Genomic DNA, 14,117 nt, shown 5'->3' with positions numbered 1-14,117 from the left:
ACGAGGGGGTTTTGTGGACCCCCGACAAAAGACTAGAGCTGGAGATCCCCGTCGGCCAGACGCCCCAGGATCAGCGCGATGCGCAGCGTGAACGCCGACCGTACATCGGAGGGCGACCAGCCGGTGACGTCAGTCACACGTCGGAGCCGGTAGCGCACGGTGTTGGGATGGACGAAGAGCATACGGGCGGCGCCTTCGAGGCTGCTCGCCTGTTCCAGATAGACGGCGAGCGTCTCCAGGAGCGCCGAGCCGGCCTCCTCCAGCGGTCTGTAGATCTCCTCCACCAACTGGTCGCGGGCCGCGGGGTCACCGGCCATCGCGCGCTCCGGAAGCAGATCGTCCGCCAGGACCGGGCGCGGGGCGTCCTGCCAGGCAGAACACGCCTTCAGGCCGGCCGCGGCGGCCTGCGCGGACCGGGTCGCGGCCTGCAGATCGGGGACGATGGGCCCCGCCACCACCGGCCCGGCGGCGAACGGCCCGATCAGCGACTTGGCGACGGCGAGCGGGTTGTCGCTGCCACCGGCGATGACCACGAGCCGGGACCCGAGCACCCCGGTCAGCACCTGGAGCTTGGCGTGCCGGGCGGCCCGCCGGATGGCCTCGACGGTCAACTCACTGTCACCGTCGGGAGCGTTGCCCAACACCACGCACACATGCTCGGGCGAGTTCCAGCCAAGGGCGGCGGCCCGGCTGACGGCGCCCTCGTCGGCCTCCCCGCTCAGCACGGCGTTCACGACGAGCGACTCCAGGCGCGCGTCCCAGGCGCCGCGTGCCTCGGCGGCCTGGGCGTACACCTGGGCGGTGGCGAAGGCGATCTCGCGGGCGTACACGAGCAGGGCCTCGCGCAGCACGTTCTCGTCGCCCGGGGCCGCCACCTCGTCGATGGCCGACTCCATGACCTCGATCGTGGTGCGCACCATCTCGACGGTCTGCCGCAGGGTGATCGCCCTGGTCAGCTCGCGGGGCGCGGTTCCGAAGACGTCGGTGGAGATGGCCTGCGGGGCGTCCGGGCGCCGGAACCACTCGGTGAAGGCGGCGATACCGGCCTGTGCGACGAGCCCGATCCAGGAACGGTTCTCCGGGGGCATGGCCCGGTACCACGGCAGCGTCTCGTCCATACGCTGGATGGCCTGCGCGGCGAGACGCCCGGACGACTTCTCCAGTCGCTTCAGCGTCGCGGGGTGCGGATGGACATCGGGCGCGGCCGCATTGCCGGCGTGGGATTCGGGTTCGGGCACGGGACAAGACTGCCTTATCCGGACGGGAGTACGCGTGCCCGGGTACCGGTGAGGACTACGGTGGGGTCCGTGATGGACGTACGGCGCGCCGCGGAGCGCTACCGAGGCGGTGACCCGGGGACCGGAATCCAGTCCCTGCACGCCTTCTCCTTCGGCCCGCACTACGACCCCGACAACCTCCGCTTCGGCGCGCTGATCGCCTGCAACGAGGAGCGGCTGGCCCCCGGCGCCGGCTTCGACGAGCACCCGCACAGCCACACCGAGATCGTGACCTGGGTCGTCGAGGGCGAACTGACCCACCGCGACTCGACGGGCCACGAGACGGTCGTCCGCCCCGGCGACGTCCAGCACCTCAGCTCGGCGGCCGGCGTCAGCCACATCGAGCGCAACGACGGTCCGACCCCCCTGACCTTCGTCCAGATGTGGCTGGCCCCACTGGAACCCGGCGGCGACCCCTCCTACGACATCGTCCACGGCATCGCGGACTCCACCCCGTACGCCGTCCCCGAGGCGGGCGCCATGCTCCACGTACGGCGCCTGGCGGCGGGGGAGCGCACGGCGGTACCGGACGGGGCATACGCGTACGTCCAGGTCGTACGGGGCGAAGTAGCCCTGGACGGCGAAGAGCTGGCCCCGGGCGACGCGGCACGCATCACGGACGCGAAGGATCTGGAGGCGGTGGGGGTGACGGGGGCGGAGCTGCTGATCTGGGAGATGACGGGACTTTCCAGCCCGTCCGGCGTTTGAGGACGAGGCCCTTCGGGCCGAAGCGGGGGTTTGGGGGCGGCAGCCCCCGGGACGGGAAGGGTAGGGGCGGAGGGGGCGAAAAACCCCCGCAGCACCCCAGCCGACGTCAGCCCCGCAACTCCGCCAGCACCGCGTCCGTGAACACCGGCCACGCCTCGACAGCCCAGGGCCCGAACGCCCGGTCCGTCAGTGCCACGCACGCCACCCCCGCATCCGGGTCGATCCAGAGGAACGTACCGGACTGCCCGAAATGCCCGAAGGTGCGCGGCGAGGACGAAGACCCCGTCCAGTGCGGGGACTTGGAGTCCCGGATCTCGAAGCCCAGCCCCCAGTCGTTCGGGTTCTGGTGGCCGTACCCCGGCAGCACACCCTTCGTCCCCGGGTACTGCACCGTCATCGCCTCGGCGACCGTACGGGGATCCAGCAGCCGCGGCGCCTGGACCTCCGCCGCGAACCGCGCGAGGTCGTCCACGGTGGACACGCCGTCCTTGGCCGGAGAACCCTCCAGCGTCGTCGAGGTCATCCCCAGCGGCTCCAGCACCGCCTGCCGCAGATACTCCGCGAACGGGATCTCCGCCGCCTTGGCGATGTGGTCCCCGAGCTGCTCGAACCCGGCGTTGGAGTACAGCCGCCGCTCCCCGGGCGAGGCCGTCACCCTGTGCTCGTCGAAGGCCAGGCCCGAAGTGTGCGCGAGCAGATGACGGACCGTCGACCCGGGCGGCCCGGCCGGCTCGTCGAGCTCGATCGCCCCCTCCTCGTACGCGACGAGGGCGGCATACGCGGCGAGCGGCTTGGTGACCGAGGCCAGCGGGAAGCGTTGCCCGACCGGGCCGCGGGCACCCAGCAGGGTCCCGTCCGCCCGTACGACGGCCGCCGCGGCGGTGGGAACCGGCCAGTTCTCGATCAAGACGAGGCTCTGCAAGGACATGCCGTCGAGCCTAAGCCGCTCAGAGCCTCATCCCCATCGCGGGGTCCGGCTTGCGGACGAAGCCGAGGGCGGCGTACAGCGGCTCGGCCTCCTTGGACGCGGTCAGCAGGACCTGGCCGGCGCCCCGCTCGCGGAACCAGGCGAGGAGTTCCTCCATGCACGCCCGCGCGTAGCCGCGGCGGCGGGCGTCCGGGTCGGTGGCGACGCTGAAGACGTATCCGGCGAGCCCGCGCGGATTGCCCGCCTTGCCGATCCGGTAGTCGATGGTGCCGACCACCAGCGCAGCCAGCGCCCCCGGCCGCTCCGGGTGGTCGACGACGAAGGCCGCGAAGTCCCCGTCCGGCTCGGCCAGCCGGGCACGCAGGGCGGGCAGGCCCTCCGCGTGCCACTGCGTGTCCCCGGCGTCCGGACCGGACTGCGAATCGATCATCACCTGGCGCAGACGCAGAACTTCCTCCGCGTCCTCGGTCGTGGCACGGCGTACAAGACTCATGCCCCGCACGCTAGCCAGCCGACCTGTGCGGCGTCCTGCCGATTTCTTACCGGTGGCGCTTGCTTCGAGTGCACTCCAAGGCCCTAGCGTTGAGGCCATGACGGTGATGGAAACCACGGGTACCAGTACCGACAGCTGTGCCGCCCCGGAGCATCGACCCGGTCGACGCCCGGACGGCCAGGACAGCTACACGATCAGCGAGGTGGTCGCGATCACCGGCCTGACCGCGCACACCCTGCGCTGGTACGAGCGCATCGGCCTGATGCCGCACATCGACCGCTCGCACACCGGCCAGCGTCGCTACTGCAACCGCGACCTCGACTGGCTCGACCTCGTCGGCAAGCTCCGGCTGACCGGTATGCCGGTGGCGGACATGGTGCGGTACGCGGAACTGGTACGCGAGGGCGACCACACGTACACGGACCGCTTCGAGCTGCTGAAGGAGACCCGCGAGGACGTCCTCGCGCGGATCGCCGAACTCCAGGACACGCTCGCGGTTCTCGACCGGAAGATCAATTTCTACGCGGACGCCGGGCAGGCCCTGGCGTCGGAGAGGTCCTGATGACGGACGGCAAGATCCCCACGGTGCGACTCGGCGACGACGGCCCCGAGGTCGGTGTACAGGGCCTCGGCTGCATGGGCATGAGCTTCGGGTACGGCCCCGCGGACGCCGACGAGTCGAGGGCCACGCTGGAGCGGGCCCTGGAACTCGGCGTCACCCTGTACGACACGGCGGATGCGTACGGCGCGGGGGAGAACGAGAAGTTCCTCTCCCCGTTCTTCAAGGCGCACCGCGACGAGGTGGTCATCGCCACCAAGTTCGCCCTGGCGATCCCCCCGGACGACCCGACCCGGCGCATCATCCGCAACGACCGGCCCTACATCCGCCAGGCCGTCGAGGCGAGCCTCAAGCGCCTCGACGTCGACGTCATCGACCTCTACTACATGCACCGGCGTGACGTGAACGTGCCGATCGAGGACACCGTCGCCGCCATGGCGGAGCTGGTGCGCGAGGGCAAGGTCAAGCAGCTGGGCCTGAGCGAGGTCACGGCCGACGAGCTGCGCACCGCGCAGTCCGTCCACCCGATCGCCGCCGTGCAGTCGGAGTGGTCGCTGTTCAGCCGGGACATCGAGGCGAACGTGGTGCCGACGGCCCGCGAACTGGGCGTGACCCTGGTGCCGTACTCCCCGCTCGGCCGCGGCTTCCTCACCGGCTCCTTCGCCAACGCCGACAAGGACCTGACGGCCGACGACTTCCGCCGCCAGCAGCCCCGCTTCACCGGCGAGAACGCGTCCGCCAACGTGGCCCTCCTGGACCCGATCCGCACGGTGGCCGAGGCGCACGGGGCCTCGCTCGGGCAGATCGCCCTGGCGTGGGTCCAGCAGCAGGCCTCGGTGCACGGCCTCCCGCTCGTCCCGATCCCCGGCACTCGCAAGGTCAGCCGCATCGAGGAGAACACGGCGGCGACGAGGATCGAGCTGACGAAGGGTGAGCTGGAGCTCCTGGAGCCCATCGCGGCGAAGGTGGCGGGCGACCGCTACGCGGACATGACGTTCACTTCTGCCGGGCGCGAGTAGACGTAGTCAAGGGCGCGGGGCTGTGTCGATATGCGGCTCCGCCGCGAGGGCGCGAGCAACCACGTACGACCTGCAGACGACGACGCACCTCAGAGCTCCGCCAGCAACTCCGCCTTCTTCACCGAGAACTCCTCATCCGTCACCAGCCCGGCCTGATGCAGCTCCCCGAGGTGACGGATGCGCTCGGCGATGTCGGCGGGGTCGCGGCGGGGGGCCGTCGTGGCCACGGCCGCGACCGGCCCGCGTTCGCGGACGGCGGCCAGCACGGCCGCCGCGAACGGCAACGACTCGTGCACCGGCCCATACCCCAACCCGAACACCACAGCCGCCGGGTCCTGGTCCGCCTGGGCCGGCGGCGCCCCCGCGTCCCGCCGTACCAACCGCAGATGTCCCTCGAACACCTCCGGCGACCGCCACTCCACGCCGGTCAGCTCGGAGACCGCGAAACTCTGGTCGCCGGCCTTCCACTTCGCCGACGACGCCCCGGTCCAGAACCACCGGAAGCGCACGGTTTTGCCGTCGAAGGACGCCTTCCCGTCGTACGCCTTGAACTGCAGCGGCACTTCGGGAGCCGGCACCAGAAACCTTTCGGCCGGCCCGTCGTCCTGCTTCAGCCGCGCACGCAACTCGTCGGCGTAGTACTCGGCGAGCGTCTCCTTGTCGGCCGGCAGCACCAGCCGGTACGGATCGCACCCTTCCTTGAGCTGCTCCTCGGCCGCCTCCATCAAAGGATCGGCGCCGGGGCGCGGTTGGGCACGCAGGACCACCGTCCCGCGTCTGCCGGGGGTGAGTGTCACCCCGGCGAGCGCGTCGAGGGGGATGCGGCGTTCCCCTAGCGCCTGGAACAGCTTGGGTGTTCGAATCCCCCGTTCGTAGCGGATGAGCACGGAGTCGGAGTCGAACTCCCAGGCGGCATGAAATCCGGCCAGTACGTCACCCATGCGGCTCATCGTATGTGGCACGAGCTCCTTCGTCCCCTCCTCGCGCATCCGTGGATTTCTCCTTCTCTACGCGCGTCCGGCCGACGCCGCCCCGGACAAACCCGCCCGGCAGGCTTCGGTATCTCCCGCGCAGTGCACCGAGCGGTATGCGCCAGTGCCGATGTCGGCGAAGTTCGACAGGCTCTCGGTGCCCGGTTGGAAGTAGCCGCTGTGTCCGTCCGCGCCGTGCGAGGACAGCACGCGCGCGCCGAACGCGGCGGACATCGGGTCCGCCCCGTGGCCGAGCCCTCCGACCTCCAGGTACGGCACGTCCTGCACCCAGTCGTCGGCGTCCCGCATCGCCCACACATGCGCGGAGGTGTGCAGGTGGGACGCGTTCGCCACCCGCATCCCGGGGCTGCCGGCCACCGCGATGTCGGCCACCCGGTCCGGCAGCGTCCGCGCGGCGAGGCCGCACACCACCGAGCCGTAGCTGTGGCAGAACAGGGAGACCCGGGTGCCACCGGGCAGGGCCCGCACCAGCGCGTTCAGCCGGACCGCCCCGTCCGCCGCGCGCATCGCGGTGGCCGAGTCGATGCCGAGCCCGCTGGGGGCGGTGTAGTCGGCCCAGGCGATGACGGCCGTACGCGTCGACGGGCTCGCCGCGCGCTCGGCCCGGTACAGGGCCTTGGCCATGCCGACCGGCGCGGAGTACTGGCGGGAGGTGCGCTGGAAGGTGAGCAGGTCGGTGTCGACACCGGGGACGACGACCGAGACCCGTTCCGCCTTGCGCAGGCTGCCGAAGACCTCGGCGACCCGGCCCGAGCCGTCGGGGTCGAAGGCGAGGATGTGGCGGCCCTTGGTCATCAGCGCGACGTAGCGGTGCATGCGCCGCCCGGCCTCCTGCTGCCCGTCAGGGGTGAGCCGTGCGTCGTGCATGCGTTTCAGCTCGACCTTGCGGGCCTGGTCGAGCGCGATGTGGTTGGCGCGGTAGCGCAGCTCGACGGGGGCGCCGTTCATGTTGCCGACGGCGAGCGGATAGCGCCTCACGAGGCTGCCGCGCTGCTGCGCGGTGAGTGCGGCGAAGAACCGGGCGAGACGGTGGGGGGTCGTCTCCTGCGGGTCAGGCAGCCGGTGCCCGGCGATGCTGCCGTGCTCCCAGTCCGAGAGCGATGCCTGGATCGCGGTACTGCTCGGCTGACTGCGCAGTGCCGTCCAGCCGGTGGTGGCCAGCATCACGAACACCACGGCCAACGCGAGCAGTGCGCGCCAGACGTTCAGTTGCGGGGAGGTGTCGAAGGAAGTCACTGAAAGGACACACTAGGAGAACGAGAGGGTCTCGCGTTAACCAAGTGGCGTGAATCACGTTTGGACAAAGTGGGGTCTTCGGTGCATAGTGCGGTCGCCTTCAGGCCGTTCGCCAGTTTCCGGTCAACGCCGGTCCCACCTGTTCGAGGTACCTGACCGTCAGGGCGCGGATCGCGTCGAGGCTGAAGTCCTCGCCGGTGCTCCACTGACGTTCCGTCACCCGTATCACCCCGCTGAACACGGCCACCGTCAGCCGGGGGCGCGGGTCGGTGTCCACGTCGAGGCCCTCGCGCTCGGCGAGCACCCGGGCGATGATCTCCTCGATCTCCGCGGAGCGGCGCAGATGGGCGGCGAGCAGGACGGGCGTCGACTCGATCACCCGGGACATGCGCAGATGCAGCTCCACCGGTACGACGGATTCGACGATCTCGTTGAGCGTGTCCCAGCCCTCCAGGACCGCCTGTCGCAGCGCCTCCATCGGCGCCTCGTGCGCCGGGCGCTGGCGCACCGACTCGACGAAGCGCTCCACCGTCATCTCCTGGACGGCGAGCGCGGCCTCCTCCTTGTTGGCGAAGTAGCGGAAGAAGGTGCGCTGCGAGACGTCGACCGCCTCGGCGATGTCGTCGACGGTCGTCTGCTCGTACCCCCGGCCGACGAACAGTTCGAGGGCGGCCCTGATCAGCGCGTCACGGGTGCGCTGCCTCTTGCGCTCGCGCAGTCCCGGCCGTGCCGCGGTGTCCATGGGCATCTCCCTGCTAAATAACAATCACTGTCGTGACAGTTACCGACTTGTGAATTGGTTTGTCAATTGTCAGCGGCTGTCATTAGCCTCGAACGCATGACTAGTCAGACCACCATCGACAAGACGGGGCCGGGGGACAAGGCACCATCAGCCCCGTCCGGCGGGTCGCCTGCCTCCGGGCTGCGCGGCCACCCCTGGTTCACGCTCATAACCGTCGCGGTCGGGGTCATGATGGTGGCCCTGGACGGCACCATCGTGGCCATCGCCAACCCGGCCATCCAGTCGGACCTGAAGGCGAGCTTCGCCGACGTCCAGTGGATCACCAACGGCTACTTCCTCGCCCTCGCGGTCTCCCTGATCACCGCGGGCAAGCTCGGTGACCGCTTCGGCCACCGGCAGACCTTCCTGATCGGCGTGGTCGGCTTCGCCGCCGCCTCCGGTGCCATCGGAATGTCCGACAGTATCGCGCTGGTCGTCACCTTCCGGGTCCTGCAGGGCCTGTTCGGCGCGCTGCTGATGCCGGCCGCGCTCGGCCTGCTGCGCGCGACCTTCCCGGCCGAGAAGCTCAACATGGCCATCGGTATCTGGGGCATGGTCATCGGCGCCTCCACCGCGGGCGGCCCGATCCTCGGCGGCGTCCTGGTCGAGCACGTCAACTGGCAGTCGGTGTTCTTCATCAACGTGCCGGTCGGCATCCTCGCCGTCGCCCTCGGCGTGTTCATCCTGCTCGACCACCGCGCCGAGAACGCCCCGCGCTCCTTCGACATCCTGGGCATCGCCCTGCTGTCGGCCGCCATGTTCTGCCTGGTGTGGGCGCTCATCAAGGCCCCGGAATGGGGCTGGGGCTCCGGCACGACCTGGACCTTCCTCCTTGTGTCCGTCGTCGGCTTCGCGCTCTTCGCCTTCTGGGAGACGAAGGTCAAGGAGCCGCTGATCCCGCTGGCGCTGTTCCGCTCGGTCCCGCTGTCGGCGGGTGTCGTCCTCATGGTCCTCATGGCGATCGCCTTCATGGGCGGCCTGTTCTTCGTCACCTTCTATCTGCAGAACGTGCACGGTATGGGCCCGATCGACGCCGGTCTGCACCTCCTCCCGCTCACCGGGATGATGATCGTGGGCTCCCCGCTCGCGGGCGCGATGATCACCAAGCTGGGCCCGCGCGTTCCGCTGGCCGGAGGCATGGCCGCCGTCGCCATCGCCATGTTCGGGATGTCCACCCTGGACGCGGGCACCGGCAGCGGTCTCATGTCGCTCTGGTTCGCCCTGCTGGGTCTCGGCCTCGCGCCCGTCATGGTCGGCGCCACCGAGGTGATCGTCGGCAACGCCCCGATGGAGCTCTCCGGTGTCGCCGGCGGACTCCAGCAGGCCGCGATGCAGATCGGCGGCAGCCTCGGTACGGCCGTCCTGGGCGCCGTGATGGCCTCCAAGGTGGACAGCGACCTCGCGGGCAACTGGAAGGACGCGGGACTCCCGGACCTGGCGCCGACCCAGCTGGACCAGGCCAAGGAGGCGGTCCAGGTCGGCGCGGCACCGGTCGCGCCGGGCACGCCGGAGGCGGTCGCCGCGAAGATCACCGACGTCGCGCACGACACCTTCGTCTCCGGCATGAGCCTGGCGTCCCTGGTCGCCGCCGGGGTCGCCGTCCTCGCCGTCCTGGTCGCGATGCTCACCAAGCGCGGCGAGAACGCCGAGGCGGGCGCGGGCGTCGGGCACATCTGACCCCAATACACCCCGTCCTTCTCCAACCCCGGGAGGAATAGGCGGAGTTCCCCTATCAGGGTGACAACGCTAAAGATTCCTCGCACCCGGTACGCGCCGCAGGTCACAGTGGTCAAGCCCTCCGGTGCGGCATGTTCCCCAGGCAAGTTCGGGACGTTCGTACGACGAATGAGGGCGACCGGATCTGCGGCGCGCCGCCGGAGGGGGGCGGCGCGCCGCAAGGCCGGAGGATTAGGCACCGCATCGGGGGTACTCGCATCGTCGAACCCGAAACGAACCCAACCAACCGAGGGGTTCAGGGAGTTGATGATGGCGGGCTTCGGACACGGAACGCGCAGGTACCCCCGCTCACGTAGCCGGACGTGGTCACGGAGCGGGCCGGATCGCGCGACGCTCGGAATCATCGGAGTCATCTGTGCGATCGCCGGATTCTTTGTGCTGGGGATCATCCTCGGCCCCGTCGCGATCGTCTGCGGCTGGCTCGCCATGGGCCGCAGCTGGGCGGGCACCCGCCCCGTCCCGGCCCTGGTCGCCCTGGTACTGGGCGCCATCGACACGCTCCTGGCGGTCATCTGGATCGCCGGAGCGGCAACCCCGGGCACGGGCATGTTCTGACCCGGGGGCGTGAGGGAAGGGCCCCCGGTGGGACGCCGGGGGCCCACCCGCGAGCGCAGGTTCGCGACACCCAACCCAGCGGCGCAACGCCGGTCACCTGTTGACGGACGTCTCCCGCAACGCCGCGACCTCCGCCCGCAACGCCCGCACCTCATCGGTCAGCAGCCGGATCGCCTCCGTCTGCCGCCGCTCCTCCACGTCGTCCTTCTCGAACCGGGCGATGAACCACGCGGCGATGTTCGCGGTCACCACACCCAGCAGCGCGATCCCGGACAGCATCAGCCCCACGGCGATGATCCGCCCGAGGCCGGTGGTCGGCGCGTGGTCCCCGTAGCCCACGGTCGTCATCGTCGTGAACGACCACCACACCGCGTCACCCAGCGTCCTGATGTTCCCGTCCGCCGACTCCCGCTCCACCGACAGCACGGCCAGCGACCCGAACATCAGCAGCCCGACCACCGCCCCCGCGACATACGTCGTCAGCCGGATCTGCGAGGCCATCCGCGCCCGCCGCTGCACCAGCACCAGCGTCGACACCAGCCGCAGCAGCCTGAGCGGCTGGATCAGCGGCAGCGCCACCGCGCACAGGTCCAGCCAGTGCGTCCGTACGAACCGCCGGCGATCCTCCGAGAGGACCAGCCGCACCAGGTAGTCGACGGCGAAGGCCCCCCACACCGCCCACTCGACGGTCGTGCAGGCGAGGGTCAGTGACCGGCTCGCCGGGCTGACCACGATGGGCACGGCGTAGGCGACGGCGAACAGCACGGCGAGCGCCAGCAAAGGCCGTTGGGTGCGCCGCTCCCAACGCACCTGCGGCGTCTGTTCCTTCATGCCCGCATCGTAAAGAAGTGGTGAAGCAGTGAGGGCGGTGGGGCCACAGGCTGCCCCACCGCCCTCACTCAGTCATGCGCTCCGCGCTACGCGTCGCCGCCCGCGGCCCCCGGGTCCGCCGCCGACACGTCGAGCAGCTGGTAGCGGTCGATGGCCTGCTTCAGCGCCGACCGGTCGACCTTGCCCTCCTTCGCCAGCTCGGTCAGCACGCCCACCACGATCGACTGCGCGTCGATGTGGAAGTAGCGGCGCGCCGCCCCACGGGTGTCGGCGAAGCCGAAGCCGTCGGCGCCCAGCGACTGGTACGTCCCCGGCACCCACCGCGCGATCTGGTCCGGAACCGACCGCATCCAGTCGGACACGGCCACGAACGGTCCCTCCGCGCCGGACAGCCTCCGCGTCACGTACGGCACCCGCTGCTCCTCCTCGGGGTGCAGCAGGTTGTGCTCCTCGCAGGCCACGGCCTCGCGCCGCAGCTCGTTCCAGGAGGTCGCCGACCAGACGTCGGCCTTCACGTTCCACTCCTCGGCCAGGATCTTCTGCGCCTCGACCGCCCACGGCACCGCGACACCGGACGCCATGATCTGCGCCGGGATCGACCCCGACGTGCCCTGAGCGAAGCGGTGGATGCCCTTGACGATGCCCTCGGCGTCCACGTTCGCCGGCTCGGCCGGGTGCTGGATCGGCTCGTTGTAGACGGTGAGGTAGTAGAAGACGTCCTCGCTGTCGGGGCCGTACATCCGGCGCAGCCCGTCCTGCACGATGTGCGCGATCTCGAAGCCGTAGGCCGGGTCGTACGCCACACAGCCCGGGTTGGTCGAGGCGAGCAGCTGCGAGTGGCCGTCCGCGTGCTGGAGGCCCTCACCGGTCAGGGTCGTACGGCCCGCGGTCGCACCCAGCACGAAGCCGCGCGCCAGCTGGTCGGACATCTGCCAGAACTGGTCGCCGGTGCGCTGGAAACCGAACATCGAGTAGAAGACGTACACCGGGATGAGCGGCTCGCCGTGCGTGGCGTACGACGAACCGGCGGCGATCAGCGAGGCGGTGCAGCCCGCCTCGGAGATGCCGTCGTGCAGCATCTGCCCGGTCGGCGACTCCTTGTACGCGAGGAGCAGGTCCCGGTCCACGGCCTCGTACTGCTGGCCGAGCGGGTTGTAGATCTTCGCGCTCGGGAAGAAGGAGTCCATGCCGAAGGTGCGGTACTCGTCCGGCGCGATCAGCACGAACCGCTTGCCGATCTCCTTGTCCCGCATGAGGTCCTTCAGGAGCCGGACGAAGGCCATGGTCGTCGCGATGGACTGCTGGCCCGAGCCCTTCTTCACGGTCGCGTACGTCTTCTCGTCCGGCAGCGGGAGCGGCTGCGAGCGCACCACGCGCGTCGGGACGTAACCGCCGAGCGAGTTGCGGCGGTCGTGCATGTACTGGATCTCCTCCGAGTCCCGGCCCGGGTGGTAGTAGGGCGGCGCGCCCGACTCCAACTCCTTGTCGGAGATCGGCAGGTGCAGCCGGTCGCGGAAGCCCTTGAGGTCGGCGACCGTCAGCTTCTTCATCTGGTGCGTGGCGTTGCGGCCCTCGAAGTTCGGCCCCAGCGTCCAGCCCTTGATCGTCTTGGCGAGGATCACGGTCGGCTGGCCCTTGTGCTCCGCGGCCGCCTTGTACGCCGCGAAGATCTTCCGGTGGTCGTGACCGCCGCGCCCCAGGTGCAGGATCTGGTCGTCGGTCATGCCCTCGACCATCGCGCGCAGCCGGTGGTCGTCGCCGAAGAAGTGGTCGCGGATGTACGCGCCGGTCTCGGTGGCGTACGTCTGGAACTGCCCGTCCGGCGTGGTGTTCATCCTGTTGACCAGCACGCCGTCGCGGTCCTGCGCCAGCAGCGGGTCCCAGGTGCGGTCCCACACCAGCTTGATGACGTTCCAGCCGGCGCCCCGGAAGATCGACTCCAGCTCCTGGATGATCTTGCCGTTGCCGCGCACCGGGCCGTCGAGCCGCTGCAGGTTGCAGTTGACCACGAAGGTGAGGTTGTCCAGGCCCTCACGGGCGGCGATGGACAGCTGGCCGAGCGACTCGGGCTCGTCCATCTCGCCGTCGCCGAGGAACGCCCACACCTGCGACTTGGAGGTGTCCGCGATCCCGCGCGCGTGGAGATAGCGGTTCATCCGGGCCTGGTAGATCGCGCCGATCGGACCGAGGCCCATCGACACGGTCGGGAACTCCCAGAAGTCCGGCATCAGCCGCGGATGCGGGTAGCTGGACAGGCCGTACGGCGCCTTCGACTTCTCCTGGCGGAACGCGTCCAGGTTCTGCTCGCTGAGGCGGTCGAGGAGGAATGCGCGGGCGTAGATGCCCGGGGAGGCATGCCCCTGGAAGAAGACCTGGTCGCCGCCGTCGCCCTCGTCCTTGCCGCGGAAGAAGTGGTTGAAGCCGACGTCGTAGAGGGAGGCCGAGGAGGCGAAGGTGGCGATGTGGCCGCCGACGCCGATGCCGGGCCGCTGGGCGCGCGAGACCATGACCGCGGCGTTCCACCGGGTCGCGTTCAGGATCCGGCGCTCGATCTCCTCGTTGCCCGGGAAGAACGGCTCAGCCCTGGTGGGGATGGTGTTGACGTAGTCCGTGCTGCGCATCTCCGGCACGGCCACGCGCTTCTCGCGGGCGCGCTCGATGAGCCGCAGCATCAGGTAGCGGGCCCGTTCCCGGCCGCGCTCGTCCACAGCGGCGTCGAGGGAGTCGAGCCACTCCTGGGTCTCTTCGGGATCGAAGTCAGGAACCTGACTCGGAAGGCCGCCAATGATGATCGGATTGCGATCGGATCCGGAAGCCACGCTGTTCCTTACCTGTCAGAGGGCTGCTTTGCGAGGGTTTCCTCGGGGTTTTCGTATGCCTGCACCGTTCCCCATCGTGTACCTCGGCGTCGCAAACGTCATCTCTACTGTGAGGTAATCAGAGCCTGGTACGCACGGGCGCCCCCAAGTGGGGTTCCCAAACGTACAAACAGGGCACATGG

General features: G+C 70.0%; 13 protein-coding genes. 5 read left to right on the top strand and 8 right to left on the bottom strand.

Going from position 1 to position 14,117, the window contains the following annotated elements; all coding sequences use genetic code 11:
• Positions 1-32: 32 nt before the first annotated feature.
• Positions 33-1,238: a CdaR family transcriptional regulator gene (locus QFZ76_RS16920; protein WP_307674525.1), complete on the bottom strand. Its 1,206-nt coding sequence runs from the start codon at positions 1,236-1,238 to the stop codon at positions 33-35.
• Between the two features lie 72 nt (positions 1,239-1,310).
• Here QFZ76_RS16920 and QFZ76_RS16915 point away from each other — a divergent pair, with 72 nt between their 5' ends.
• Complete coding sequence (locus QFZ76_RS16915) at positions 1,311-1,985, top strand: pirin family protein (protein ID WP_307680032.1); 675 nt, start codon at positions 1,311-1,313, stop codon at positions 1,983-1,985.
• Positions 1,986-2,091: 106 nt separating this feature from the next.
• On the opposite strand, the gene QFZ76_RS16910 is transcribed toward QFZ76_RS16915, so the two are convergent.
• Positions 2,092-2,913 carry a serine hydrolase gene (locus QFZ76_RS16910; RefSeq protein WP_307674524.1) on the bottom strand — a complete coding sequence of 274 codons (822 nt, stop codon included), beginning with the start codon at positions 2,911-2,913 and terminating at the stop codon, positions 2,092-2,094.
• A gap of 19 nt (positions 2,914-2,932) precedes the next feature.
• On the bottom strand, positions 2,933-3,406 hold the full coding sequence (locus tag QFZ76_RS16905; protein WP_307674523.1) for a GNAT family N-acetyltransferase: 474 nt from the start codon (positions 3,404-3,406) through the stop codon (positions 2,933-2,935).
• Between the two features lie 97 nt (positions 3,407-3,503).
• On the opposite strand from QFZ76_RS16905, the gene QFZ76_RS16900 reads away from it, so the two are divergent.
• Together QFZ76_RS16900 and QFZ76_RS16895 are read left to right on the top strand one after the other, a co-directional pair.
• A complete protein-coding gene (locus tag QFZ76_RS16900) occupies positions 3,504-3,968 on the top strand; it encodes a MerR family transcriptional regulator (RefSeq protein ID WP_307674522.1) in 465 nt (154 codons plus the stop codon).
• Positions 3,968-4,984 (top strand): aldo/keto reductase, encoded by a 1,017-nt coding sequence (locus QFZ76_RS16895; RefSeq protein ID WP_307674521.1) that lies wholly within the window; start codon positions 3,968-3,970, stop codon positions 4,982-4,984. Before QFZ76_RS16900 ends, QFZ76_RS16895 begins: the two co-directional genes overlap by 1 nt.
• An 89-nt stretch (positions 4,985-5,073) precedes the next feature.
• Here the strand turns inward: QFZ76_RS16895 and QFZ76_RS16890 are convergent, their stop codons facing one another.
• From QFZ76_RS16890 to QFZ76_RS16880, 3 genes are all read right to left on the bottom strand, one after another.
• On the bottom strand, positions 5,074-5,934 hold the full coding sequence (locus QFZ76_RS16890) for a DUF4429 domain-containing protein (RefSeq protein WP_307680031.1): 861 nt from the start codon (positions 5,932-5,934) through the stop codon (positions 5,074-5,076).
• Between the two features lie 57 nt (positions 5,935-5,991).
• The gene (locus QFZ76_RS16885; RefSeq protein ID WP_307674520.1) at positions 5,992-7,212 is read right to left on the bottom strand and encodes an alpha/beta hydrolase; all 1,221 of its coding nucleotides are present in this window, start codon (positions 7,210-7,212) and stop codon (positions 5,992-5,994) included.
• Positions 7,213-7,312: 100 nt separating this feature from the next.
• Entirely contained in the window at positions 7,313-7,954 is a 642-nt protein-coding gene (locus QFZ76_RS16880) for a TetR family transcriptional regulator (protein WP_307674519.1), read from the bottom strand.
• 96 nt (positions 7,955-8,050) lie between these two features.
• On the opposite strand from QFZ76_RS16880, the gene QFZ76_RS16875 reads away from it, so the two are divergent.
• Both QFZ76_RS16875 and QFZ76_RS16870 read left to right on the top strand, forming a co-directional pair.
• Positions 8,051-9,670, top strand: a complete 1,620-nt coding sequence (locus tag QFZ76_RS16875; RefSeq protein WP_307674518.1) for an MFS transporter — start codon at positions 8,051-8,053, stop codon at positions 9,668-9,670.
• Positions 9,671-9,976: 306 nt separating this feature from the next.
• Positions 9,977-10,285 carry a small hydrophobic protein gene (locus QFZ76_RS16870; protein ID WP_307674517.1) on the top strand — a complete coding sequence of 103 codons (309 nt, stop codon included), beginning with the start codon at positions 9,977-9,979 and terminating at the stop codon, positions 10,283-10,285.
• Between the two features lie 93 nt (positions 10,286-10,378).
• Here the strand turns inward: QFZ76_RS16870 and QFZ76_RS16865 are convergent, their stop codons facing one another.
• Positions 10,379-11,116 (bottom strand): potassium channel family protein, encoded by a 738-nt coding sequence (locus tag QFZ76_RS16865; RefSeq protein WP_307674516.1) that lies wholly within the window; start codon positions 11,114-11,116, stop codon positions 10,379-10,381.
• An 86-nt stretch (positions 11,117-11,202) separates the two neighbouring features.
• The gene (gene aceE, locus QFZ76_RS16860; protein ID WP_307674515.1) at positions 11,203-13,935 is read right to left on the bottom strand and encodes a pyruvate dehydrogenase (acetyl-transferring), homodimeric type; all 2,733 of its coding nucleotides are present in this window, start codon (positions 13,933-13,935) and stop codon (positions 11,203-11,205) included.
• Positions 13,936-14,117: the final 182 nt, after the last annotated feature.

Source organism: Streptomyces sp. V4I2 (assembly GCF_030817655.1).
In the GTDB taxonomy this organism is placed as follows: Bacteria; Actinomycetota; Actinomycetes; order Streptomycetales; family Streptomycetaceae; genus Streptomyces; species Streptomyces plumbiresistens.
The sequence above is the reverse complement of the archived record's forward strand: the minus strand, read 5'-3'. Positions and strand labels throughout refer to the sequence as shown.